22 protein-coding genes are annotated in these 24,456 nt (G+C 56.9%); 13 read left to right on the top strand and 9 right to left on the bottom strand.

Translation table 11 applies throughout. From position 1 onward, the window contains the following. Window position 1 precedes the first annotated feature (1 nt). Window positions 2–478 (bottom strand): glutathione peroxidase, encoded by a 477-nt coding sequence (locus JC200_RS16055; protein ID WP_274432694.1) that lies wholly within the window; start codon window positions 476–478, stop codon window positions 2–4. A 156-nt stretch (window positions 479–634) separates the two neighbouring features. Here JC200_RS16055 and JC200_RS16060 point away from each other — a divergent pair, with 156 nt between their 5' ends. Next, window positions 635–1,165 (top strand): YceI family protein, encoded by a 531-nt coding sequence (locus JC200_RS16060; RefSeq protein ID WP_274436573.1) that lies wholly within the window; start codon window positions 635–637, stop codon window positions 1,163–1,165. A 120-nt stretch (window positions 1,166–1,285) separates the two neighbouring features. Here the strand turns inward: JC200_RS16060 and JC200_RS16065 are convergent, their stop codons facing one another. Further along, entirely contained in the window at window positions 1,286–3,166 is a 1,881-nt protein-coding gene (locus tag JC200_RS16065; protein ID WP_274432695.1) for an APC family permease, read from the bottom strand. Between the two features lie 426 nt (window positions 3,167–3,592). Next, entirely contained in the window at window positions 3,593–3,799 is a 207-nt protein-coding gene (locus tag JC200_RS16070) for a hypothetical protein (RefSeq protein WP_274432696.1), read from the bottom strand. A 261-nt stretch (window positions 3,800–4,060) separates the two neighbouring features. Here JC200_RS16070 and JC200_RS16075 point away from each other — a divergent pair, with 261 nt between their 5' ends. Both JC200_RS16075 and JC200_RS16080 read left to right on the top strand, forming a co-directional pair. Beyond that, window positions 4,061–5,269 carry a class I SAM-dependent methyltransferase gene (locus tag JC200_RS16075; RefSeq protein ID WP_274432697.1) on the top strand — a complete coding sequence of 403 codons (1,209 nt, stop codon included), beginning with the start codon at window positions 4,061–4,063 and terminating at the stop codon, window positions 5,267–5,269. 22 nt (window positions 5,270–5,291) lie between these two features. Next, entirely contained in the window at window positions 5,292–6,272 is a 981-nt protein-coding gene (locus JC200_RS16080) for an NADPH:quinone oxidoreductase family protein (RefSeq protein ID WP_274432698.1), read from the top strand. Between the two features lie 30 nt (window positions 6,273–6,302). On the opposite strand, the gene splB is transcribed toward JC200_RS16080, so the two are convergent. Next, entirely contained in the window at window positions 6,303–7,325 is a 1,023-nt protein-coding gene (splB, locus tag JC200_RS16085) for a spore photoproduct lyase (RefSeq protein WP_274432699.1), read from the bottom strand. 117 nt (window positions 7,326–7,442) lie between these two features. Further along, entirely contained in the window at window positions 7,443–7,886 is a 444-nt protein-coding gene (locus JC200_RS16090; RefSeq protein ID WP_274432700.1) for a Fur family transcriptional regulator, read from the bottom strand. Between the two features lie 188 nt (window positions 7,887–8,074). Between JC200_RS16090 and JC200_RS16095 the strand changes: the two genes are divergently transcribed. The 4 genes from JC200_RS16095 to JC200_RS16110 are packed head-to-tail and all read left to right on the top strand — an operon-like array spanning window position 8,075 to window position 11,657. Then, window positions 8,075–9,085, top strand: a complete 1,011-nt coding sequence (locus JC200_RS16095; RefSeq protein WP_274432701.1) for a metal ABC transporter solute-binding protein, Zn/Mn family — start codon at window positions 8,075–8,077, stop codon at window positions 9,083–9,085. After that, window positions 9,086–9,928 carry a metal ABC transporter ATP-binding protein gene (locus JC200_RS16100; RefSeq protein ID WP_274432702.1) on the top strand — a complete coding sequence of 281 codons (843 nt, stop codon included), beginning with the start codon at window positions 9,086–9,088 and terminating at the stop codon, window positions 9,926–9,928. It abuts the gene before it with no gap. Next, window positions 9,925–10,824, top strand: a complete 900-nt coding sequence (locus tag JC200_RS16105; RefSeq protein WP_274432703.1) for a metal ABC transporter permease — start codon at window positions 9,925–9,927, stop codon at window positions 10,822–10,824. The genes JC200_RS16100 and JC200_RS16105 overlap by 4 nt, the downstream gene beginning before the upstream one ends. Then, window positions 10,821–11,657, top strand: coding sequence for a metal ABC transporter permease (locus JC200_RS16110; protein ID WP_274432704.1), 837 nt, complete (start codon window positions 10,821–10,823; stop codon window positions 11,655–11,657). The genes JC200_RS16105 and JC200_RS16110 overlap by 4 nt, the downstream gene beginning before the upstream one ends. A gap of 81 nt (window positions 11,658–11,738) precedes the next feature. On the opposite strand, the gene JC200_RS16115 is transcribed toward JC200_RS16110, so the two are convergent. Together JC200_RS16115 and JC200_RS16120 are read right to left on the bottom strand one after the other, a co-directional pair. Further along, window positions 11,739–13,079 carry an MATE family efflux transporter gene (locus tag JC200_RS16115; protein ID WP_274432705.1) on the bottom strand — a complete coding sequence of 447 codons (1,341 nt, stop codon included), beginning with the start codon at window positions 13,077–13,079 and terminating at the stop codon, window positions 11,739–11,741. 1,547 nt (window positions 13,080–14,626) lie between these two features. Then, window positions 14,627–15,892, bottom strand: coding sequence for an adenylosuccinate synthase (locus JC200_RS16120; protein WP_274432706.1), 1,266 nt, complete (start codon window positions 15,890–15,892; stop codon window positions 14,627–14,629). 215 nt (window positions 15,893–16,107) lie between these two features. Here JC200_RS16120 and JC200_RS16125 point away from each other — a divergent pair, with 215 nt between their 5' ends. From JC200_RS16125 to JC200_RS16140, 4 genes are all read left to right on the top strand, one after another. Beyond that, the gene (locus JC200_RS16125) at window positions 16,108–17,013 is read left to right on the top strand and encodes a LysR family transcriptional regulator (protein ID WP_274432707.1); all 906 of its coding nucleotides are present in this window, start codon (window positions 16,108–16,110) and stop codon (window positions 17,011–17,013) included. 31 nt (window positions 17,014–17,044) lie between these two features. Further along, on the top strand, window positions 17,045–18,091 hold the full coding sequence (locus JC200_RS16130) for a threonine ammonia-lyase (RefSeq protein WP_274432708.1): 1,047 nt from the start codon (window positions 17,045–17,047) through the stop codon (window positions 18,089–18,091). Window positions 18,092–18,238: 147 nt separating this feature from the next. Continuing rightward, on the top strand, window positions 18,239–18,817 hold the full coding sequence (locus tag JC200_RS16135; protein ID WP_274432709.1) for a C40 family peptidase: 579 nt from the start codon (window positions 18,239–18,241) through the stop codon (window positions 18,815–18,817). A 58-nt stretch (window positions 18,818–18,875) separates the two neighbouring features. Continuing rightward, the gene (locus JC200_RS16140; RefSeq protein ID WP_274432710.1) at window positions 18,876–19,721 is read left to right on the top strand and encodes a lipoate--protein ligase family protein; all 846 of its coding nucleotides are present in this window, start codon (window positions 18,876–18,878) and stop codon (window positions 19,719–19,721) included. Here JC200_RS16140 and JC200_RS16145 read toward each other — a convergent pair. Together JC200_RS16145 and JC200_RS16150 are read right to left on the bottom strand one after the other, a co-directional pair. After that, window positions 19,699–20,970: a sensor histidine kinase gene (locus tag JC200_RS16145; protein ID WP_274432711.1), complete on the bottom strand. Its 1,272-nt coding sequence runs from the start codon at window positions 20,968–20,970 to the stop codon at window positions 19,699–19,701. The genes JC200_RS16140 and JC200_RS16145 overlap by 23 nt on opposite strands. Before the next feature lie 21 nt (window positions 20,971–20,991). Further along, window positions 20,992–21,690, bottom strand: coding sequence for a response regulator transcription factor (locus JC200_RS16150; RefSeq protein WP_274432712.1), 699 nt, complete (start codon window positions 21,688–21,690; stop codon window positions 20,992–20,994). A 194-nt stretch (window positions 21,691–21,884) separates the two neighbouring features. Here JC200_RS16150 and JC200_RS16155 point away from each other — a divergent pair, with 194 nt between their 5' ends. Next, on the top strand, window positions 21,885–23,165 hold the full coding sequence (locus JC200_RS16155) for an MDR family MFS transporter (protein ID WP_274432713.1): 1,281 nt from the start codon (window positions 21,885–21,887) through the stop codon (window positions 23,163–23,165). Window positions 23,166–23,477: 312 nt separating this feature from the next. Beyond that, window positions 23,478–24,443 (top strand): ABC transporter ATP-binding protein, encoded by a 966-nt coding sequence (locus tag JC200_RS16160; protein ID WP_274432714.1) that lies wholly within the window; start codon window positions 23,478–23,480, stop codon window positions 24,441–24,443. Window positions 24,444–24,456: the final 13 nt, after the last annotated feature.

Genomic DNA, 24,456 nt, shown 5'->3' on the forward strand with positions numbered 1-24,456 from the left:
TCTATAGCAGGGCTTCGATGTCTGCCGCGATGGCGTCAGGTGTCGTCTTTGGGGCGTAGCGTTTGACGACCTGGCCGCTTCGGTCGACCAGGAACTTCGTGAAGTTCCATTTGACTCGATTGGACCCAAGCACACCGGGCGCTGCCTTTGTGAGAAATTGATAGAGCGGATGTGCGGACGCCCCGTTCACGTCGACCTTGGCGAATACGGGAAACGTGACGCCGTAGTTCACGTCACAAAACGTCTGGATGTCGTCGTTACTGCCGGGTTCCTGCTTGGCAAACTGATTACACGGGAAGCCAAGTACCGTGAACTGTCGCTCGGAAAACCGCTCGTAGAGCTCCTGCAATCCTTTGTACTGAGGTGTAAACCCGCACTTGCTGGCTGTGTTGACGATGAGCAGGGTCTGACCTTCATAGAGACGCAGCGGCTGCTCGTCGCCGTTCGCCGTTTCCACGGTGAAGTCGTAAACGTTCACAATCTATCCCCCCCAACAGAGACTTGCAACTCCATTGTGCGCTTCGCTCGCAGGGTGTCAATCAAACCTTTTGTCCGGCGCATAAAAAATGGATGTCTAGCCATACTTTCTCCGAGGATTGGCCGACAAGGAGGAACGAGCATGGCTGAAGCGTCAATGACGAAGACAAAGTGGGCTGTGGACACGGCGCACAGCAGTATTGACTTCGCAATTCGCCACATGATGGTGTCTAAAGTGAAGGGAACGTTCCACGACTTTGAGGCTACGATTGATGCGAACCCAGAGGACCTGACAGACGCGACAATTGAGTTTACCGTGGCTGTCAACAGTGTCGATACGCGCAACAACGACCGCGACAACCACTTGCGTTCTGCGGACTTTTTTGACGTCGAGCACCATCCGAAAATGACCTTTAAGGCGACGAAGATTGAGAAGAAGAGTCCGGGCGAGTACGTGATCACGGGAGATATGACAATCCGCGGCACGACCCAACCTGAGACGTTCACGGTGACGTACGAAGGCAGTGGGAAAGACCCATGGGGCAACGAGAAGGTTGGTTTTGAGGTACATGGCGCAATCAGCCGCAGCGAATACGGCCTGAGATGGAACCAAGCACTGGAGACCGGTGGCGTACTCGTCGCTGACCAGGTACAGATTACGCTCGACATCCAAGCGGCTAAAGCCTGAGGATAGCGTGCTGTTGCGCCCGTTCGGCGAAACGCAGGGGCTGTACCGAACAGGCGGGTGACGCATCGCCAGGTACAGCCCCTGTTGTCCGTGGTTTGTCAGTCTCTGTGCCGAACGCGGCTAGCGCTTCAGGCGGTAGGGGACGGTCAACACGGTCACAGACTTGTTCAGTACCAGTGTTGCCATCAAGAGACTGCCGGTCTTGTTGTGCAACAGCTTGTGCCACCACTTCCTGGTGATGAACTGCGGCACAACGACAGTGATGTCTTCCGGTTCATAACGGTCAAGTTCGAGGTCGACGAACCGCTGTAAGCGTCTCGCCACGGACCGGTACTGAGAGTGAATCACGACCAACCTGGCGCCTGAGTTCAAACGCCCCCATTCTTCACGCAACTTGTGTTCCTTTCGCTCCGCTTCTTCTGGACTGTTGTTGGCAATGACGGAGACAGCGACCACGTTCTTGAAATTGGCCAGCGCATATTCTAGCGCATGGACCGACGACTTGTTGACGGAAGCGATGGGGACAAGTGTAATCGTGTCGCGTTCGAGTTCGAGTGGTCGCGCGAAGTCGTATCTCAAGTCTTCCTTCAGTTCCGCATAGTGATGCTGGATTTTGCTGAACATCAAGACCATCAACGGAACGCAGACAACGACCAGCCAAGCGCCGCTTGTAAAGCGCGTGATGCCGAAAATCGCGCAGGCTGCGGCTGTCAGGGTGAAACCGCTGGCGCTGCCGATTGCCTTCGACAGCCATCCACTCTTGTGTGCACGGACCGCGCGAACGACCATCCCGAGCTGAGACACGCTAAACGTATAGAACACGGAGACTCCATACAGCGGCATCAGGGCGCTGACTTTGCCGTCAAAGACGAGGGTGAGCATCAGCGAGATAAAGGTCAGGAACAAGATGCCGTTGCTGTAGACGAGGCGGTCTCCCTTGTGCAAAAGCCAGCGCGGCATGAATCCGTCTCGCGCCATCGAAGACCACAGCGCCGGGCAACCGGTAAAGGCGGTATTCGCTGCCACACCCAAAATGGCCATCGTCGAGAGAGAGATGATGACGGTCACAATGTAGCCTAACCCGTGCGTTCCAAACAGCAGCATGGATTCCTGATTGATCAGCGGCACATCTGGGTTGTACGTCAAACCGTGCAACATTGCGGTTCCTGAAACGATGATGAAGAGCATCGACAGAGTAACCACTAGCGTCAGCAGCAGACGCTGGGCACGCTGTGGCGAAGGTTCTTTAAAGACGGGCACGGAGTTAGATACTGCCTCGATCCCGGTGAGTGCGCTACACCCGTTGGCAAACATGCGCAGGAACAGGAACAGTCCCATGCCTTGAACCGCATGCACGCCTGCCAACGTCGGCACGTGCACCGTTTCTGGATGCCGCAAGGCTTCCACGACAGCTGTTCCGCCGAGGAGGAAAATGCAGCCGATAAAGATGTACGTGAACGGTACAAACACGTTGGCGGATTCGCTCGTTCCGCGCAGGTTGATGAGCATGATGATGAGCGTGAGGACAACGTTGGCAATGAGTTTGTGATGGCCGATGAACGGGATCACAGGTCCGATGGCATCAACGCCTGCAGCGACAGACACAGCGACGGTAAGTGTATACCCCAAGATGAGAGTGGACGCCGCTGACAGCCCCCAGTACTTGCCGAGGTCGTGCAAACCAATCGCATAGGCGCCGCCACCATGTGGGTACTGTGCAATGATGCCGCGGTAAGCCAGGTAGAGCAGGAAGGCTAGAGCGACGATGATGAGGGTCCCAAGCATCGAGAAGCCAAGGACGTCTGAGATGTAAGACTTCGCGCTAGCCGCACCGATGACAGCCAAGAGGATCATTTCCATCTGGTCTGTCGCATAGGCCACACTAGACAGAGCGTCTGGCGTCATGACCGCCATGCCCTTCAACACGCCGATTTGAGCGTGACCCGTTTCTCGGGTTTTGAGCGGACGGCCAATGATAAGCCGCTTTAGAGTTGTGACCAATCGGTTGTGCGCCCCCAGTTTATTATGCCGAATCCTGCAAGAAACGAGCACATTCTAGCACGCCCGACATCGCTTGTGTAGTCGATCTTTAGCTGATGTCCACGGTCAATGTGGGCGACGTTTCAAAAACGTCAAATGAAAGCGTTTGCGCGCGCGGTTGGAACACTACACGCCGTTTGTCGGGCAGTTCGCGCAACCGACTGATGGATGTTGGCAGCTTCGCGACCACGGCGAGAGGAAAAAATGTCGCTGCAGCGCAAAATCCCGGCCTGTAGCGACATTTTCGACACTTCAAACCCGGGTCCACCGGACCAGCGACAAAAACTAGTGCGATAGCGACACTAGCGTCGCTGATATGAATTCAGTCCCCCGACGCGGGGCCGAACCAGATTGGAATGTTGCCCTTCCCCTTCCCAACGTTCCTGACTACTTGTCCGAATTCTGCTTAGTGACGAGTAACCTGTATATGTCGTTTAGGCGTTGCGCAGTTTCGCGTGTTGCATTTCGAGTCTGGAAGATTGCAACGATGAGAGTGATCGACAGGATAAGGGCGACTAGCGGTAGAATAATGCCGACAATGATGCCTATGATTCCAATCGCCGCCAAACCGGGGGTTGGCATGTTTACGTTCACTCATATTCCTCCCTTTGTGTAAGACAGCTTCATAGCAGTCACCACTACCAGTCACCACTGCCTTACCATAATCATCCACATGAGAGTGCCAACCGACCGATTGGTCAACAATTTTCCACTCAGTCCTGTTCGAATGGAGGGTTTTCGTCGTATATTGGGAGGTAAAGTTGGAACTATCGGACGAATTCGGGAACCTGATTCCGGACTTTATAGTGGGCCGCATGTGAGCGAGACTATCTGGTCAGAGAAGGAGTGGAGCCGATGAGTATGACGTTTAAACCGTCGGAGACGACCGGCAAGCTCGAACTGCAGGAGGGTACAGGGGAGCGGGCAGACTCCGCAGTCCAACAACAGACCCGTGCAGAGCTCGCACCTCCAGCTGATTCCGCGATTGATGTCGCACCGGTACAACTCGGGAATGTGGCGCATGTGGCAGATGCGAGTGCTGCACATCCCTTCGATGAGTCCAACCTTGGGGAGACCAAGCTCTACGCTAACTACCGGATGGACCTGCGCAATCCCAATCCGGAAACGCTCGATGCCTTCATCGACGACAACATCGTCAAGGACTGGTCGACCCTCTCGTGGAGACAGGTTGGGAAACCGTTTCGTGTCGTCAATTACGCTGGGGGAAAACGACGGTGGGAAGAACAACACGGCGATACGCTGCCGGTACACACCTCGTGGGAGATGTTCAACCGTTCGTTCCACGCGCTGTTTATGAAGAATGTGCCGCAGGAGCGGCAGGAAGCGTTTGGGAAGTTGGTTAAGAATGTCGGCACGCTGCACTGGGGCGCAGCCCGGCACATGCTCGGTGAACTCGAAGAGCTGACAATCTGGAACATGGCGCACCGCGCGGAAGACGCAATTTGGGACCCACGCGGAAAGCGTGCGCTGTTTCGCGGCCTCGACCTGCACAAGCCGCGAGTCCTGTTCCTCGGCGCCGCTGACGGTTACGAGGCTATGCAGATGTATTCCATGTACCCGGGCGGCGAGGCCGTGCTGGTGGACTACGACGACTTTTGTCGCACCGACCGCTTTGGCAAGTTCCCCGAGCACTACCCGTTTGTCGGGACAAATCCAGCAACTGGCGCTGCGAAGGTGTGGTATCGGGATCAGATGAATATCTCATTTGTCGTAGATGATATTCGCAACCTCGACTTTGGCCAGGAGTTTGATGTGGTCGTCAGCGTCGGGCTGATTGAACACTTCCCAGATGAGTACAAGAAAGAGGCGATCGATTGGCACCGCAAGTTCCTGAAACCGGGCGGTTACGCCATTTTGACAACGCCGCGTCTACAGTGGCGATCACGCATGTTTTACCACGTCCTCGCCGAGTGGATGAACTACACCTACCGCGAGTTGATGACGGTGCAACAGATGGGCCTGTACCTGCATGAGAACGGCTTCAATATCCTACGGCATGGGACCATTAAGGCTCATAACGGGATTGTCGCGAAAGTCCGCTGAGTTTCACGACGGAGGTGGATAGATGAAAGCGTGGCTCGTACAAGAACTGGGAGAACCGAGCGAAGCGCTGCGCCTCGCTGAGGTGCCCGTGCCGAGTGCTCAACGAGGGCAGGCGGTGGTCGAAGTTAAGGCAGCTGCGGCGAACTTCTTTGATATCCTCCTTTGCCAGGGTAAATACCAGGAGCGCCCCCCGTTGCCGTTTACGCCTGGTGCCGAGGTGGCTGGCATGGTTACCGCTGTCGGCGAGGGCGTAAAGCTCTCCGTCGGTCAACGCGTGATGGCCATGCCGCAGTTGCCACACGGCGGTTTTTGTGAATTTGTCGTGGTGCCAGAGCAGGTTGTGTTTCCGATCCCGGAGGAACTTCCGTTCACCTCGGCCGCTGGGATGTTCATTACCTACCAAACGGCCTACTACGCTTTGCACTACTGCGCAAAGCTGCAGCGAGGCGAGGTTCTCCTCGTCCATGCCGGAGCAGGGGGAGTTGGGTCTGCGGCGATTCAGCTTGGCAAAGCGGCGGGCGCGCGCGTAATTGCGACCGCTGGTGGGGAGGAGAAAGTCCACGTTTGCAGGGACTTGGGGGCAGACGTCGCGATTGACTACACAGTCGAGAATTTCATTGACATCGTGAAAGCACAGACCGGCAACCGCGGTGCGGACGTGATTTTCGACCCGGTCGGTGGCGACGTGTTTGACAACAGCCGCAAGTGTATCTCGTTCGGGGGGCGGCTGCTCGTTATCGGCTTTGCAGGCGGTCGCATTGCAGACGCACCGACGAATCACATCCTCCTCAAAAACTACTCAGTGGTCGGTGTGCACTGGGGGTTGTTCAGTAAACTGATGCCAAACGGCGTCCACGCGATTCACGATGAACTAATGAAACTCTATCAGACCGGGAACATCGACCCGCTCATTTACACACAGGCGCCACTGGGCCAACTGCCGCAAACGCTCAGCCAGATTGCGACACGCAAGACGTGGGGTAAAGTGGTCTTGTGTCCATGAGCTCGTCAGCCGGTTTGAACTCGTTGCCCTTCAGGTGAAGTACTCGATTCTCGCCTGCGGCAAGTACTGCGCAACGAGTTCCTCGAACAGGCTCACGATGCGGGCCTGTTCTTCATCTTGATAGACGTATTTGCCGATCCCGTATCGCCCCCACTTGTACTTTCGCTTCGACTCATCGAGATCCAGCTTTGTTTTTGGGTAGCGCTTCTCGATAACCCGCTTTGCAGGCTTTGTGAATCGGTGCTGGATTAATTCTACAGTCAGGTCAGTGAGACTGTCCGGCATCGCCTCGCTAAGCCTCTGCAGCAGCTTCGTGTAAGCCTCTTCCCAGCCTTCATGCATGTAAATTGGCGCGATAATGAAGCCCAGCGGGTAGCCAGAGACCGCCACTTTGCGCGCGGCTGCGATGCGGTCGGCGAGTGGCGCCGTGGATGGCTCAAAGTTGCGCACCATGTACTCCGTGTTCATGGAGAACCGGAAGCGGGTGCGGCCATTATGTGGAAGGTCGAGCAGAGAGTCGACGAGGTCGTACTTGGTCACGAAGCGAAGCTGGCCGTGTGGCTGATCGCCCATGAAGGTGATGAGCCGAGCCAAGTTGCCCGTGAGGTGCTCGATACTGAGCGGATCGGAGGTGCAGGCCGCTTCAAACCGCGTGATTTCCGGCTGGCGCTCTGCGATGTACGCTTGCGCCTGGCGAAGGATATCGTCCATGTTCACGTAGACCCGGATGTACGGTTTGGCGCCAAGGGTGGTCTGAAGGTAACAGTAGTGACAGTGGCCAATGCACCCGGTGGAGATGGGAATGGCGTATTCGGCAGACGGCTTGGAGGTGTCGAACTTCAGCGTTTTTCGAACGCCGACGACGAGAGTTCGCTTGGCGTTTCGATACTGTTGAAGTTCATTGTCACCGGGGATGTCACGCACCTGGTTGTGAGATGTGGTGTGAAGGATCTCGACGTCTAGCGCTTTAAGCCGCTGGAGGATTTCTTGTCCAATTGGGTACTCAAGGGCTGTTGGTTCAAAGTACGCACGGTCCGGAACGAACTCTCGCACCGCTTCACCACTCCCCCTGCCTTGACGAATGTGACCTCGGCAATAGGTTTTGTCGTTCCCGCCATTGTGATGCGTGCGACGGGAGCATAAAGGGGGAACTTGTTTGGCGGGTTCCTGTTAGTGCGTGTCCACGTTATGCTTCACCTGACAGTCCTCGCAGTACCCGTACACTTCAAATCGGTGGTTCAGTACTTCAAACTTGCCAACGTGGTCGAGAATTTCGTCTACTGGACAATCTTCAAGCGCCTGAGTTAAACCGCAGCCCACACAGACCAAGTGGTGGTGATGCTCGTCCCCGCATTTCAGCCGGTACTTGACGGCCTCATCGTTGAACTCCATCGGTTCAATCACGCCTTGTTCGAGCAGAGTGCTTAACGTGCGGTAAATCGTATCGAAACTCACTCGTTCGTACCTGGACCTCACGTGCTCGTGTACGTCTTTGGCCGACAGGTACTTGTCGCGATTGTTCACAAACAACTCCACAGCCATCTGCCGCTTACCCGTGAACTTGTAACCGGCGTCCTTCAGCTTGGCCAAGATCTCTGTCGCATTGTTGTTCATGACGTCACTCCTTTCCCCTTCGTTACTTTATTATCCCGCATCGGTTAAGGTCAGGCAATCACGGGAAAACTATGGATTACATCACAAATCGAAATGATTCCTATTTACAACCGTTAGCGCCATTGGTATACTCCATTTCGCAAGCCGTTCATCACGATTTACTGTGTAGCGGTGAGAGGAGGCGAACCATGGGAGACATCTCTCGCCAGACCGGCGGAACAGATGCTTGGCCGCGAAAAGTGGTCAGTCGGCACAACCGAAGATGGGCAATGTCGACCCTGGCTACAGCCAGTCTGCTGTCGTTGACCGCCATCACCGGGTGCGGGCAAGGTTCAAACGTCGCGAACACCCAGGCCTCAGCAAACACAAACGGAGTTGTCCGCGCGGTGGCGGCAGAAGATCAGTACGCCAGCGTGATTAGCCAGATTGGTGGCCATTTCGTCTCTGTCAAAGCGTTGATGAGCAACCCGAACACGGACCCACACACGTATGAGGCAAGTACGGCAGACGCGGCGCTCATCGGCGGCGCACAGCTGGTCATACAGAACGGGCTTGGCTACGACGGGTTCATGAACAAACTGGAAGCTGCCTCGCCGAACCCGAAGCGCAAGGTGATTGATGTGGCGCAGTCGCTTGGCTACAGTCCCCAAACGCCGAATCCGCACCTGTGGTATAACCCGGCAACGATGGCCCGTACAGCCGTGCTCGTGGAACAGGACTTGGCTCACGAGGACCCCACGCACGCAGCTTATTTCAAACAGAATTTACAGAGGTTTGAAGCGTCCATCAAGTCACTTGACCAGGCCATTGCGGCTGTCAAGCGAACGGAGGCGAACACACCTGTCGCCGTGACCGAGCCAGTGGCCGACTACCTATTGCAAGCAGCGGGGATGGATATCAAGACACCGTGGACGTTCCAAGTGGCGGTGATGAACGGGATCGACCCAGCGCCACAAGACGTGCAGACTGAAGATGATTTGATTACACAGCACAAAGTAAAAGTGCTGGTTTACAACTTGCAGGCTGTCAATACAGCCACAAACGCACTGTTAAGTGAGGCGCGCGCAAGTCACGTGCCTGTAGTTGGCGTGTTCGAGACGATGCCTCCTGCTGACACGTACCAGTCGTGGATGCAATCCGAAGTGCGAGACCTATCTAACGCAATTCAACACGGCACATCAGCAGGGATGGTGAACTAAATGGACGTGATTGGACAGCCAGTGCTTCAACTCCATCAAATCAGTGTCCGGTACGGCGACAGACGGATTCTCGAGGACATTGACGTCGACGTATTTCCCGGGGAGTTTATTGGCCTCATCGGCCCCAACGGTGCAGGCAAGACGACGCTGTTGCGCGTCATTTTGGGTATGCTCGCACCATCTACAGGACAGGTCACCTTGGCTGGCAAGCCGACGCGTCACGGCAGCCAACAGATTGGCTATGTGCCACAGAAAATCCACCTCGAACCGGACACGCCGTTGCGTGGGCGAGACTTGGTTGGCCTCGGTATTGATGGGCATCGCTGGGGTATGCCTCTGCCAAATCGAAGCAGACGGCAGAAAATCGACGAGGCCCTGTGTGCGGTACATGCCACGCGCTTCGCAGACGCACCAGTTGGGCGGCTCTCTGGCGGCGAGCAACAGCGGTTGCTCATCGCGCAAGCCCTGCTCACTGACCCAAAGGTGATGTTGCTCGACGAGCCGCTCTCGAACCTTGACATCAAGAGCGCTTACGAAGTCGTTCACCTAGTTTCAGAAGTAGCAAAGTCCCGCGGTATAGCCGTCATCATGGTTGCTCACGACATGAACCCCCTGCTCCCGGTGATGGACAAAGTCGTCTACATTGCCAACGGGAAGGCTGTCACAGGCCGCGTCGAGGACGTGATCAGAAGTGAAGTCCTGTCAACGCTCTACGGTTACGAGGTGGAGGTGTTGCGCGTCCGCAACCGGATTATCGTAGTCGGTGGCGAAGGCGGAGAGTACGGTCTGCTCGAGCCAAGTGACCGATCTCGCTGCGCGGGCGAGGAAGTGGCGGCACCATGAACGGCACGTGGCAGTTTGTCTTGGCTCCTGGGTTCTTTACGAATCACGAGGTCGTCAACGCGTTGTGGGTCAGCACCGCCATTGCGATTGTATCCGGCCTAGTTGGCGTATTTGTGATTGTGCGCGGACAGTCTTTCGCGGGTCACGCGCTCACTGACCTCGGTGCGACCGGCGCTTCTGGCGCAGTCATGCTGGGAGCAAACGTGTGGTACGGATTTTTGTCGTTCGGCCTGCTCTCCGGTGCAGCCATGGAGGGGCTCGGGTCACGTATTCGCAACCGCGATGTAGCCACTGGTCTCGTGCTGTCGTTCGCGATGGGACTCGGTGCGCTGTTCCTCTACATTGATACTCAACAGGCGAATGCCACCGTATCGATGCTGGTGCTCTTTGGCTCTGTTTTTGTCATTAACCCCGCGTTGACCCCGCTCGTGATGGCAGTTGGGTTGGCGGCGCTGGTGCTGTTGGCTATCTTGTACCGGCCGCTTCTGCTCAGTTCCGTGAGTCCCACCTTGGCAGAGGCTCGTGGTGTGCCGGTGCGGTGGGTGAGTATGCTCTTTATGTTTGTCTTGGCGGCCGCGGTCGAAGACGGGGCGCTCGTGCTCGGGGCACTGCTCAGCACGGCACTTCTCATCGGTCCGGCAGCGACGGCTGTACGCCTGACGTCGCGACCGGGCAGGGCGCTTGTGTGGTCTGCTGCGGTAGCGGTCATCGCAACCTGGGCCGGGATTGTCTGCTCGTATGACAGCTATTACTGGCCTCCGTACGGGCGTGGATGGCCCGTGAGCTTTTTCATCGCAGCCTTCGTGCTATTGTTTTACCTTGCCGCGCGATTCGTGCCAGAGCGGTCGCGGGCTGCTGAGCGTCCGAGCCTGCAGCAGGAGGTGAAAGCGCCATGACGACGCTGTTCGCGCCGGGGTTATTCACGCAACCTTTTATGCTGAACGCATTCTTGAGTGGCACACTGGTCGCTGCAGTTTCCGGACTCGTAGGTTTTTTTGTTGTGATTCGCGGCTCCGCCTTTGTCGCCCACGCGTTGCCGCGCATCGGTTTCGCGGGAGCGGCTGGAGCGGTGCTCGTCAATATTAACCCGATGTTTGGGCTCGTCGCGTTCGCTCTCGCCGGGGCAGTCACTATGGGTGGGCTGGGAAAAAAAGGACAACATGACGTCGTGATTGCGCTCACCCTCGTCGCCGGGCTCGGCACGGGTGCGCTCTTTTTGAAGCTCAGCAATACCTATGCGGCGGGTGCGTACGCACTGCTTTTTGGGCAGTTGGTCGGTGTCAGCCGCGCCCAGTTGTACACCACAATTGCGATTGCCGCCGCGTGCTTGGTCGCCATCGTGCTTTTGTATCGGCCGTTGCTCTTCGCTTCAGTCACACGGCAGTCAGCGCATGCGCGCGGCGTGCGGGTCGCCGCCGTGGATCTGTTGTTCCTTGTGGTCATTGGCATTGCAACGGCAATCACCGTCCCGGTCGTTGGAGCGTTGCTCTCATTCAGTCTGATGATTGGACCGCCAGCGACTGCTGCGCATCTGACCCATCGGCCGGTCCGGGCGATGGCTTTGGCGGCTGTCATTTCCGTAATCACCGTGTGGATCGCGCTCATTCTCGGTTACGACACAGCCTGGCCAATTGGCTTCTTCGTCGCGGCGCTGTCAGCCGCGTTCTACGGCGGTGCTCATGTGGTTTCGGCGGTGCGCCGCAGTGGCGAGGTAGCGAGTAGCTTGTAGCAGCACAGTGCCGGGTGAACGATGTGTAGCCGCAGACGAACTCTGTATCGCCACATCGGGACGAATGTCGTGGGGCAAATCCTACGCCAGCTTCTGAACCCAGTTGCGGCTTTTGCGGTACCACAGAAACAAGCCCGCGCGCAAGGCGTTGTCTGCCGCGATGCTCACCCACACGGCAGGCAGGCCGAAGCCGAGCCGCCACGCAAACACGTAGACACCGAGGGTGCGAATACACCAAATGCCAATCATTGTCGTGATCATCGGGAATCGGCTGTTCCCACCTGCCTGAATGGCGGACGTGTCCACCAGCACGGCGGCGAGGAATGGCTGTGAGAACACGTCGATCGCCAGGATGACAAACAAAAGATGCACCACGTGTGGATTGTGCGTGAACAGTAGTCCTAGCCACGGACTGAACAAGCACAGCAGAATTGTCACCCCCGTCATCGCGACTGCACCTTCGATATAGCACCAGCGCCGGTATACCCGGACATCGTCTTCGTTGCCACTGCCGATCGATTGACCGATGGTCGCCGTTGCTGCGGTCGCAAATCCACCGCCGATTGTGGACGCGAAGGCGGTCAAGGTGCCTGCGATGTTGTGCGTCGCGTAGACATCGACACCCATGCGCACGATGAGGCCGAAGTAGATGACTTGGCCAAGGCGCATCGATAGGCGCTCGAGTGCCGCGGGCACAGCGAACTTCGTCATACTCCAGGCGAGTGTGCGCGACAGTTTGAGGTCACGCCGATGCAGCGCCAACGCCTCCATGCGCCGGGACTTCGCCCACAGCCGCAGCAGCGCGTACAGCCGCGCAATCACCATCGCGAAAGCGGCGCCGCGGATGCCAAAGGCGGGGATTGGACCGAGACCGAAGATGAGGATGTAGTCGAAGATGACGTGGACAACATTCATCTCGAGAGCGACACGCAGCGGGGTACGAGTATCGCCAATCGCTCGAAACGCTGCAGACTGAGCCGTGAACAACGCGATGATGGGCGAAATGCCGAGGACCACGACAAAGTAGGGGAACGCCTCGCGCCGCAAGGCTCCGTGGGCGCCCATGATGTGCAGCAGCGGGACGCTGAGGAAGACCGATAGCACCGACAGGATGAGACCGAGAATGAACGCGATGAGCAAGCCGTGCGTGATGGCTGCGCGGCCTCTGGCATAGTCCTTGGCTCCGACGGCGCGCGAGAGAAACACGGACAGCGCTGCTGACACGGCGATGAACACGCCGGTATAGGTCATGCTATAGACGTTCGTCACACCTACGGCGTCGATGGCGACGAGACCTATCCTTGCGATAAACACTGCGTCGACGACGCCGAGCAGGTTCTGCAGGTAAGCCTCGCCAATCGCGGGCCAGGCAATTTGGAACACGCGCTTTGCGGCAGCGGGAATGGCTGTTGACCGAGTCACATCGCTGCTCCTCTCTGCATGTGGGGTACCGCTGATGTTGCGGTTGATGATATACAAAACTCGTAAGTATACCAAACTCGGGGGTGGACGGTCGACGCCGCGGTGGAGGCGGTCGAGGGACGCGTTCTAACCGAGGGGCTCCGGATCGCTCAAATCGAAATCTTACTGAGGGGCCTCGATGCGAATGGGCGTGAGGAGGCGCCGGATACCTGAACAACATGCAAAAGGCCATGAGGAGGTGCCGGATACACCTCAACACCATGCGCGCACATGACCTGCGGGCAGGCAACCGGGCAGAGAAATCGAAAATCCTGAATGGACAGCAGGAAACGTCAGGATATGCCCGCGAGCGTTAGAGCACAGTCATGAACCCTTCCCGGGCAAAGCCCTAACCCTCCCAGGCAAAACAGGGCGTCGCCACCCCAGGCTCCGGTGACACGCACAGTGCGCAGGGAGAGCCAGCAATGATACGCTGACCCCGCCTATGGATTTGTGGACAACCAAAGAGCAGGTTGCCCACAAGCTCCACAGGCTCTGCCAAGGGGAAGCCGCTTCGCTCCTCCCCTCTGGCCTGCCGGCCATTCACCCCTCCCAATCCTCCTTCAAAGGACTAGGGATTGGGTTAGAATCTTATGTGAGTGTGCCAGCCTGTTCGGTAAGATTTACACGTGAGTTGACAAACGGGATGAGGCTACATTACAGGGAACGGAAAGTCATCCGGGTAACGCCGCGGTAATGTCAATTTGACACTTAGGAGGGGTGAGCCGCCGCTGTAGATGTCAATTTGACACTTAGGTGCGAGACTGTGCTGCCGTAGATGTCAATTTGACACTTAGGAGTGGGGAGCCACTGCTGTAGATGTCAATTTGACACTTAGGCGGGGTGAGCCACTGCTGTAGATGTCAATTTGACACTTAGGCGTGGGGAGCCGCCGCTGTAGATGTCAATTTGACACTTAGGCGTGGGGAGCCGCTGCTGTAGATGTCAATTTGACACTTAGGAGGGGGAAGCCGCCGCTGTAGATGTCAATTTGACACTTAGGTGTGGGAAGCCACTGCTGTAGATGTCAATTTGACACTTAGGCGTGGGGAGCCGCTGCTGTAGATGTCAATTTGACACTTAGGAGGGGTGAGCCACTGCCGTAGATGTCAATTTGACACTTAGGAGGGGGAAACCACTGCCGTAGATGTCAATTTGACACTTAGGAGTGGGGAGCCACTGCTGTAGATGTCAATTTGACACTTAGGCGGATGAATGCGTCGAAACAGGCGAAAATGCGCGGCCGATAGCGACAAAATCGACAGTATGAGTAGCCTCGGAGGCCGGTTTCGGCAGAGCCAGCGATATCAGGTGTTGCTAAGGAGCGGGATCACGCATGGGCGGAGGACGGGAACTGCCGAAAGTGTCGCTACCGGCGAAATCTGCGGTCGATAGCGACAAAATCGACAGTTTCGGCAACCTCGGCGGCCGATGTGACAGATCCAGCGACACTGGCGTCGCTGACGAGCGGGATCACGCCACGCCAGCCCACGCCAGCGCGCTGGGGACTAGGCCTCCATCACCATTGTCTGCTGGCGGTCCGGGCCGACCGAGATGTACCGAATCGGTACGCCGGCCAACGCCTCGACGCGCCGTACGAACGCTTGGGCAGCGGCCGGAAGGTCGTCAAAATGGCGGCATCCGGACAAATCCTCCTGCCAGCCGGGCAGCGTCTCGTAGGTAGGTTCGACGCGCTCCATCTCGTGCGCCAGCCGCGGCAAGTCGTAGGTCTGGCCGTCGAGTTCATACGCCGTGGCTAGTTTGACTTCGGACAGCCCCGACAAGACATCGAGCTTCATCAGCGCAAGTTCCGTGTAGCCGTTGATCCACGCACCGTACCGCAGTGTCGGGATGTCCAGCCAACCGCACAGCCGGGTGCGCCCTGTTGTTGCGCCGAACTCTTGCCCCTTCTCCTGCAAATACGCGCCGACCTCGTCGTCGAGGCCAGTGGGGAACGGGCCTTCGCCGACAGCTGTTGTGTAGGCTTTCGTGATGCCAGTGATTCGTGTCAGCGCCGTCGGCGGGATGCCAGCACCGGCGCTGATACCGCCTGCGATTGGGTTGGAGGAGGTTACGTATGGGTACACGCCCCAGTCGACGTCGCGCATAATTCCAAGCTGCCCCTCGAGCAGCACGTCCCTGCCGGTCCGTACGGCCTCTTGTACAAGTGGCACTGTATCCGTAATGTGCGGCGCCAGCACCTCGCGTGCCGTCATCAGTTCTTCCCACATCTCGTCAAAGGAGCCCGCGAATTGGGCGAGGCCCGGAATCCGTTGGAGTTTCGTGTGATATGCGTTCTGCAGTCGTTCGCGGAACCGCTCAACGTCGAGTAGTTCGCCCATCTGCATGCCAAAGCGTCCCGCTTTATCCTGGTAGGTCGGGCCGACGCCCTGCAGCGTTGTGCCGACTTTGCGCGAGCGCATGTGTTCTTCGTATTGATCCTGCCAAATGTGCAGCGGCAACACAATGTGCGCACGTTCGGAGATGACGAGCCCGTCCGTGGAGATGTTCGCAGCGCGCAGTGTCTCTAGTTCCTTCACCAACCGACCCGGATTCACGACGACGCCCGCGCCAAGCACGCACAGAGTGGACGGATTGAAGATCCCGGACGGCACCAGGTGCAGCGCAAACTTGCCGTGTTCATTGACAATCGTGTGCCCGGCGTTGCTGCCACCTTGGTAGCGGATGACCATATCCGCCTTCACCGCGAAGTAGTCGACCATCTTCCCCTTGCCTTCATCGCCAAACTGCGCTCCTACAACTGCGTGTACCATCTGTATCGACCTCCAAGGCGTGCGTGATCATACTTGTCCTCGTCGCCCCATGCGATCACGACGTTATCCTGCCCGATTTCTTTGAATCCGAACTTCAGTGTACGCTGAACCTACATATGTGTAAAATCAATTTGTTGTATAATTCCCATGCGAGAAATGCATATAACGAACGGTGGAAACGACCTCGAATCCACCGGACACCGGGGGTGAACTCCTTGAACACGTTGTACCGGACATTTGTCCAGGTGGTAGAACATGGTACCTTGAGTGAGGCTGCCGACCGGCTACACCTCACACAACCGAGCGTCACTCGGCAGTTGCAGCAGTTGGAGCGGACGTACGGCACTGCGCTGTTCGACCGGGCAGGGCGGAAAATGCTGCTGAACCGCGCCGGCCAGCGCGTCTACCAAACGGCGCGGCAGGTGTTGGCGCTTGAACAGCGTTTGGCAGACGAGTTGCGTGAATTTGCAAATCCCGAAATTGGCACGGTCTACATCGCAGCTGGACTCACACCGTCTATCTACCTTTTACCGCCTGTGCTCGCGGCCTACCGTGACAAGCATCCGAAAGTGCAGTTTCAGGTGCAATCGGGATCATCTAAGGAAGTGCTCGAAATGCTTCACACGGGTGCTGTGGACATGGGCGTCGTGACCACCGCAGAGTCGAACGCCGACCTGACGCTCACAGCACTTGTCCTCGACCGCCTGCTGCTCGTCGCTGCACCGAATCACCCGCTCCCGTCCGGGGGCGCTGTGCGGTTCAGCGAACTCTCCGAATGGCCGATGGTGCTGATGCGGCCAGAGTCTGGACTGCGGTCGATTGTCGAGTCGATTGCCGTGTCGACCGGGACAAAACTACAGATTGCGATGGAGACGGACAGCCTCGAGAGCATTAACCGCCTCGTGCAGACCGGCGTTGGTCTGTCTGTGCTCCCACAGTCGGCGGTTGCCGACGACTTGGCTGCTGGTCGACTCGTGGAAATCAGTTTGGGCGATGTTGAATTAGGATCGCGGACAATCACCCTCGCGACCCGCACAGGCGCAACTTTGCCGGCGAATGCTGAGCGGTTTGCCGCGGCCTTGCCAGGACTCTGTCGCCAGTCCGCTGCGTGCTACAATTGAGTGGATGTGGATTACCGGGAGGGTGACAAGCGTGACAAGTGACGCACCAGGAACTGCAGGGGCACTGACGATTGATGATGTGAGAACGGCAGCTCTGCGCATTGCGGCCGAGGTGAGACGAACCCCATTACTCCTGTCCGATGCGTGGTCAGAGCGAATCGGCGTCGAGGTGTTCTTTAAGTGCGAAAACCTCCAACGGACGGGTTCGTTTAAGCTGCGCGGCGCGATGAACAAGGTGCGCACACTGCTCGACGGACAGTCGGAAACCGCGGACGGTGCGAGTTCAGCGGTCAGTCCGACTGGTGTCATAACAGCATCGTCCGGGAATCATGGCCAAGCTGTCGCATATGCTGCGCGGCGAGCGGGGTTGCCGTGTGTGGTGGTCGTACCCGAGACCGTGCTTGCAGTGAAGGAAGGCGCCATCCGACAGTACGGCGCAGAAGTGATTCGCTGCGGTAGGACGTCGCGTGAGCGGATTGAACTCGCCGAGCAGTTGTCCGCCGAACGGGGGCTGGTGTTTGTTCCACCGTATGATGATCCCGCCATTATTGCGGGACAAGGCACAGCAGCGCTTGAGGTGCTCAGTGATCGCCCGGACATTGGCACCTTTATCGTGCCGATCGGCGGCGGTGGACTGACTTCGGGTACGGCTCTGACCGTGAAGTCTCTGCAGCCCAAGGCTGTGGTATGGGCCGCTGAACCGGAACTTGCAGACGATACTTGGCAGTCTGTCCAAGCGGGTAAAATCGTCGAGATTGGCGAGTCCAAGACGATTGCGGATGGTTTGCGCAGCAGCCACCCTGGCGTCGTCACGTTTCCGCTGGTGCAGAAGTATGTCGACGAGGTAGTCCTGGTCGGGGATAGCGCTATTGAGGAAGCCTTGCTGCACTTGTTCATGCGACAAAAACTTGTCATAGAGCCCTCCGGCTCGGTTAGTCTGGCAGCGCTCATGACTGTAGCCGATCACGGCGGTGACCGCCTTTCCTCTCTTCAGTCCCGGGGACCAGTGGTGTGCATCTTAAGCGGGGGCAACGTCGACCCACAGTACCTAGCGGCTGCGTTGAACCGCAGTCGTTAGATTCTCGAGATCCAGTTAATGTTAAATCACCCAACCATTTCGCCTCATACCCATGGAAATTTACTGGGCAAACTCCCAAGAGTGAACTGCGAGATAAATTCGCACTTCACTACGAGTTTGCAGACATGGAAAGGGCGATTTGAACGTATGAAGTTGACGTATCACGTTGTTAGTGTGTTTGTCGGCACTGTGTTGTTCATGGGCCTGTCCGGCCCCGCTGCTACCGCCACCGCCACTGCCACCTCCAACGCCACCGGCGTTGTGCAGAAGCCGGTGGTGTACCGTGTGGCAGCGCAGCAGCGTGAGGTAGTTCAGGCGGCGCCGTCGCTGCAGTCCTGTACGCGGTTCTCACCAACCGGCCAAGAAGTTGTGGTGTACGCACAAAGGTTTCTTGGCACCCCGTACGTGTGGGGGGGTGAATCGCCGACAGGCTTCGACTGCTCTGGACTGGTGCAGACGGTGTACAGACACTTCGGCGTCTGTCTGCCTCGCACAGCGGCGCAACAACACGCTGCAACAATGCCTGTCAGTGTCCAGACACTCCAACCTGGGGACCTTGTTTTCTTCGACACGACGGGCGCCACTTATTCGCATGACGGGATCTACATAGGGCATGGCCAGTTTTTATCCGCCACGTCATCAAGAGGTGTCCGCATTGCAGACCTTCATGACCCATATTACTGGGGCGTTCGTTTTACAGGTGCCACACACCCGCTTCACCCGTAGCGTATGGCCTTGAGTCTGCTATCCTGTTGGTAACCGGGTGAAGAGGAGTGCAGACGAGATGAGCGCATCATACCACGCTGTGCTGCCGCGGGAACTTGAGATTGCGTGGCTGGACGAGTCTCGGGGTCAACAGGTCAACATGGACCTTGAAGACGAGTACGCCATGGAAGTGGCAAGCGGTCATCGCCCGCCACTGTTGCGTCTCTGGAGTGGCGGGAATGTGCGTGCTATCGGAGTGAGCCGCAAGGATATCCAAAAACCGGCGGGACAGCGTGCAGCCGCACAACTCGCAGAGGCTGGATGTAACGTGTTTGTCCGGCGAACGGGTGGGACCGCCGTTCCGCAGGGGCCGGGTGTGCTGCTGGTCTCACTGATGCTGCCACGCTTGCCGCTCCACGCTACAACTGACGATTACTACCGGATGCTTTGCGACCTACTAGCGAGTTGGTTGGACGGTTACGGCCTCAGAGCGACAACAGGCTCGCTGCCCGGAAGCTACTGCGATGGGAACTACAACGTTCTAGTCGGAGGACGTAAACTGGTTGGAACGGCGCAAGCGTGGCGAGGTGGTTTGGCAGGCACAGCGTCGAACCGTCCTGGCTACGTTCTGGCGCACGCCTGTGTACCGATTGCCATAGACATGGCTGACGCAAGCGCGTGCATCAACCAGTTTTACGCATGGTCGCAAGCGGATTATCGCGTGGACCCTAGTACTGCGGTGTCGCTTCGGGACCTACTGCCGAATTGGCCGGCACACGTTCTGCCGGGCGTCGAAGACTGTGAAAGGTCAATCTGCAGGTTGGCTGCAGATGACCTCATGGAAGCTGCTGTGTGCCACTTTACAGCACTCGGCGTAAACTGCCAGGTGGCCAGGTGGCCGGTCAAGCCGCAATCGGTAGACTGACAGTCACGGTTGTGCCTGCACCCGGGTGGCTGTCAATGTGGATTTTGCCGTGGTGTGCATCGGCAATCCACTGAGCGATTGAAAGACCGAGGCCGGTACCTTGCTCGTCCCCTCTGGCCCGGGCCTTGTCAGCGCGGTAAAAGCGGTCAAAGACGTGCGGCAGGTCTGCGCTGTCGATGCCGGGTCCATCGTCTGCCACGCGCAGCAGAACGTGGTTTTTCTGAACAGCAGTGGACACAATCACGTGTCCGCCGCTTCCCGTGTACTTGCACGCATTGTCGACCAGAATCACGATCAGTTGGAGCAGACGGTCATGGTCTCCGCGGACGGTAGCTTCAGCGAGGTCGCCTGTCTTAAGCTCCAGCCCCTGCATATCCGCCACCGGTTCAAACATGTCGACCACGCGGCGCACAACATCTGCTACTGCTACCGACGAAATTTGCAGGGGCGCCGTTTGCGCGTCACTGCGTGCAAGTGTAAGTAGGTCATGCACGAGGCGCGCCAAGCGCCTCGCCTCACTCTGCGCGTTACCGACCCACTCCAGGTTGTCTTCGACCGTTTGGTCTGCGTGATCGAGCACTAGGTCGAGGTTTGATTGGATCACGGCGAGCGGCGTCCGCAATTCGTGGGACGCGTCCGAAACAAACCGCAACTGTTTATCCCAGGCTCTACGAATAGGGTGCAGCGCCCGTCCCGCCCAGACGAAGCCGGCGCCGGCCGCGATCAGGCTTCCGGCGATGCCGACCAGTAACATGACGCGCTCCAGAGGAATCAGCACGCCTAACTGCTGGCTCATGTCTTCCGCAATTAACACCTGGTATGAACCGCCGCTGGGGGATTGCGGTAAAGAGTAAACCCGATACGGCTGCCTGTCCGGACCAATCCAGTTGGTAAACCAACCTGTGCTGGTAGAATGGCGAGATGCCAGACGCTCCATGCCATGTATAAACGTGGGGGGAGCATTCGTGATCACATTGTTGCCGATCTGTGCGTAAACGTACACGAAACGAGCCGCTGGCAGTTGTCCGTCTGCCTCCACGTGGCGCGCTATGTTGCGGATGTTTTGGTCGACAGTGATAATGGCGTGGTGCCTCACGATGGCATAGATTGCGGCGGAGGACAGGGCGTACAGTAATACGAACAGAGCCACTGTAATCAGGGTCAGTCGGACTCGCACACGTTGAAACACCGAAGTTGTCTCCTTTGCTGCACCTGTGGTGACGGGCTGCAGACTGTCGTGAAATCTCAAGAGTGAATCACCTTGTGCTCATCAACTGGCAGAGGTATCGTCAGACTGCCCCGCTTTAAAGATATAACCGACGCCGCGAACGGTTTCGATAAATGACGGTTGTCCGGTGACATCAATTTTTTTGCGCAGAAAGTGCACGTAATTTTCCACCGCGTTACCAATGACGGGTGCCTCTGGGCCCCATACACGGTCGAGTATAAGTTCTTTTGCCAGAACTCGGTTGTGGTTCCGCATTAGTAGCTCAAGCAGTTGGAATTCCTTGGCGGTGAGCGTCAAAGTGTGCTCTCCTCGCTTCGCCACGCGTTGGGTCATATCGATGGAGAAGGGACCTACTTCCATCACATCTGTTCCGGTCAGAACGCCCTGTCGCCGCGTCAGGGCCCGTATTCGGGCGAGCAACTCGCGGTTGGCAAACGGTTTGACAAGGTAGTCGTCCGCTCCTGTATCGAGACCAAGGACGCGGTCTTCCACTGCATCTCGCGCGGTTAGCAGCAAAATCGGCACGTCAAGACCCGCTTTGCGCACTTCCTTGACAATCTCCAGTCCGCTCATTTTCGGTAGCATGATGTCGAGCACCAATACGTCGTAGCTGTCTGTCAAGGCAAAGTCGAGCCCCGTTTCGCCATCGTGCGCGACATCCGACACATACTGTTGGTCTCGCAATACCTGCTGTAAAGCAGAAGCGAGTTTACGCTCGTCTTCCACTAACAAAACTCTCATCGTCTGCACCCCCGTACGGTCGTCACAGTGTTCACATGAGGCAAGCCGCCAGCTTCTAGCAACAGTTTCCTGCAAGGGGCGCTTGCCTGCAACTATCTGCCTCGCATTGTAGGCAGAATTTCTTGAGAGCGTATTGAAAGTGGAGTGGCAACTGTGTAGAGTACATTGGGCGTACGCGAAGGAGGAAGCCAACCATGAGTGCCATCCGAGTGCAACTTCGTGCAGGGCGCGAGCCGATTCCCGGACCTGTTTGGATGCTCGGCATTGCGTGTTTTCTCAATGTTGGCGGGCTCTCCTTACTGTGGCCAGTGAACGCGATTTACATCCACTTACATCTGCATCAGTCAATGACTGTGGTTGGCTTGGTGCTCATGGTGTATTCCGGCTTTGGGTTTATTGGTAGCTTTGTTTCAGGTTGGCTATATGATCGAATCGGGTACTTGCCCGTTCTGGCTGGCTCCATTCTGCTCTCTGCTGCTGTTATCATTGTTCCAGCTTTTTTGCAGGGATGGTGGGTGTACGTCAGTGTTATGGCGGTCTTCGGCGCTACTTGTGCTATGCCATTTCCTGTGTTCAACGCTCTTGCAGGGCACACGTGGCCATCCGGTGGGCGGCGGGCATTTAACTTCCTATATGTAGCGAACAACATCGGAGTGGCGTGCGGAACAGCCATCGGCGGTGTCGTAGCCGGCTGGTCGTTTCACGCGGTGTTCTACGGCATTGCGGCCGCATACCTCGTGCTGCTAGCGACAACAGTGTTTGGACTTAGACCAAGCCTATCTCGGGTGGCACCGACCGCAAAGACCGAGTTGCCTGAGAGCCGCGGCGAAAGTGTGGTCAGCAATGGGCCGCTCGTTGAAGTACCTCGGTCCATGTTGCCTACCGTGCCATGGGTGCCAATTGGCGTGCTGCTGTTGTCGTTCATAGCGAGTTGGGGTGTTTACGTTCAGTGGCAAAGCACGGTCTCTGTCTACATGCAGGCGATTGGCTACCCACTCACGGCTTACAGCTTGTTATGGACATTGAACGGGTTGCTGATTTTCTTTGGTCAGCCGATTATCGGGTGGGTTGTCAAACACGTGAACTCGTTATCGATGCAAATGGTCGGCGGCGTGACGCTGTTCGCTGTCGCCTTTATGATTCTCACCTCGACATTGCACTATGTCGCGTTTGTTGTCGCGATGGTGGTCACGACGCTTGGAGAGATGTTCGTGTGGCCTGCCGTGCCGGCCGCGTTGGCAAAAATGGCGCCCAGCCACAGAATGGGTCTGCTCCAGGGGATGGCGGGCGGCAGTGCGACACTCGGGAGAATGGTCGGACCACTCCTCGGCGGGTGGTTGTTCGACCGTGTCCCGATGCACAACCTGTTGTTGATATTTGCATTGGTTTGCAGTGTGCCGTTCGCTGGCTATTTGCTGTTTAGTAAACTGTCGCGCACGCCGCTTTTTCGGTGGCACGAGGTACCTGATTCATAGGCGTAAGAACGGGTCTTCCAGCAAGTCCCCATTGTTTGTCTCCTCAAAGTTTTCTACAATGTGAACATCCGGTTCGCAAATCTTGCTAGTTAGCAGACTGAGTTAGGAAAACCCGGAATTATAGTGTCGATTTGTGTCGTTATTTGTCGAAATTAGTCGATTTAATGCCAGGAAGCACTCTTTACAAATTGGAGATGCGGGCCATACAATGTTCTTCGGCATCGCATTGTTTGACGGCACAGGTTCCCATGTACTCACACACAATTCAGATAGAAGTCTTCTAGCAGAAGGTTACTTTGGGGAGGGCTCGTGATGGCTGAACCTCTTTTGGCAGTTCGCGATCTGAAAACCTACTTTATCAGCAAAGACGCCGAGGTTCGGGCCGTCGACGGCATTGACATCGACGTTTATCCCCGGCAAGTAGTCTGTATCGTGGGCGAGTCGGGTTGCGGCAAGAGCATGACATCGCTATCAGTCATGCGGTTAGTTCCGAAGCCGCGTGGGAAAATTGTCAGCGGTGAGATTAAGTTCAACGGCAAAGACCTGCTGAAATTGACCGAGCGACAGATGACCGACGTCCGCGGCAACGATATGTCGATGATTTTCCAGGAGCCGATGACAGCGCTCAACCCGGTGTTGACGATCGGTGATCAGATTACAGAAGTGTTGATTCGCCACCGTAACATGAACAAGCGGGAGGCCTTAGCGAAGGCAGTGGACATGCTCCAAGTCGTCGGTGTTCCACGTGCGGCCCAAATTGTTCACGAATACCCGCACCAGCTGTCGGGCGGATTGCGCCAACGCGTGATGATTGCGATGGCGATGGTGTGCGAGCCAAAGTTGTTGATCGCTGATGAGCCGACGACTGCTCTTGACGTTACCATTCAGGCTCAGGTGTTGGAATTGATGAAGAAAATGCGGGACGAGTTTGATACTGCCATTATCCTCATCACACACGACCTCGGCGTTGTCGCGGAAATGGCTGACCACGTGGTGGTCATGTACGCTGGACAAATTGTCGAGAGTACGAATGCAGACGATATCTTCCATGACCCGCAACACCCATATACAAAAGCCTTGCTTGCGTCGATTCCATCCCTGGAAGAAGAAAAGGAGACCTTGTACTCCATTCCAGGAACAGTGCCAGATGCGGCGGCCTATCCGGTCGGTTGCCGATTTGCAGACCGTTGCCCGATTGCCCAGGCAAGTTGCCGCGAGAAGGCTCCAGAACTGCGCGAAACCTCGCCCGGACACTCGATCCGTTGCGACTTGGTGTAGAGGAGGTGTGACA

Origin of the sequence: Alicyclobacillus sp. ALC3, assembly GCF_028751195.1 — a bacterium.
In the GTDB taxonomy this organism is placed as follows: domain Bacteria; phylum Bacillota; class Bacilli; order Alicyclobacillales; family Alicyclobacillaceae; genus Alicyclobacillus_L.

Coding starts and splice junctions, on each gene's coding strand:
- JC200_RS16105 (WP_274432703.1), top strand. CDS start 9,925: ATGAACGGCACGTGGCAGTTTGTCTTGGCTCCTGGGTTCTTTACGAAT.
- JC200_RS16155 (WP_274432713.1), top strand. CDS start 21,885: ATGAGTGCCATCCGAGTGCAACTTCGTGCAGGGCGCGAGCCGATTCCC.
- JC200_RS16135 (WP_274432709.1), top strand. CDS start 18,239: ATGAAGTTGACGTATCACGTTGTTAGTGTGTTTGTCGGCACTGTGTTG.
- JC200_RS16060 (WP_274436573.1), top strand. CDS start 635: ATGACGAAGACAAAGTGGGCTGTGGACACGGCGCACAGCAGTATTGAC.
- JC200_RS16150 (WP_274432712.1), bottom strand. CDS start 21,690: ATGAGAGTTTTGTTAGTGGAAGACGAGCGTAAACTCGCTTCTGCTTTA.
- JC200_RS16140 (WP_274432710.1), top strand. CDS start 18,876: ATGAGCGCATCATACCACGCTGTGCTGCCGCGGGAACTTGAGATTGCG.
- JC200_RS16075 (WP_274432697.1), top strand. CDS start 4,061: ATGAGTATGACGTTTAAACCGTCGGAGACGACCGGCAAGCTCGAACTG.
- JC200_RS16095 (WP_274432701.1), top strand. CDS start 8,075: ATGGGAGACATCTCTCGCCAGACCGGCGGAACAGATGCTTGGCCGCGA.
- JC200_RS16110 (WP_274432704.1), top strand. CDS start 10,821: ATGACGACGCTGTTCGCGCCGGGGTTATTCACGCAACCTTTTATGCTG.
- JC200_RS16090 (WP_274432700.1), bottom strand. CDS start 7,886: ATGAACAACAATGCGACAGAGATCTTGGCCAAGCTGAAGGACGCCGGT.
- JC200_RS16120 (WP_274432706.1), bottom strand. CDS start 15,892: ATGGTACACGCAGTTGTAGGAGCGCAGTTTGGCGATGAAGGCAAGGGG.
- JC200_RS16100 (WP_274432702.1), top strand. CDS start 9,086: ATGGACGTGATTGGACAGCCAGTGCTTCAACTCCATCAAATCAGTGTC.
- JC200_RS16080 (WP_274432698.1), top strand. CDS start 5,292: ATGAAAGCGTGGCTCGTACAAGAACTGGGAGAACCGAGCGAAGCGCTG.
- JC200_RS16160 (WP_274432714.1), top strand. CDS start 23,478: ATGGCTGAACCTCTTTTGGCAGTTCGCGATCTGAAAACCTACTTTATC.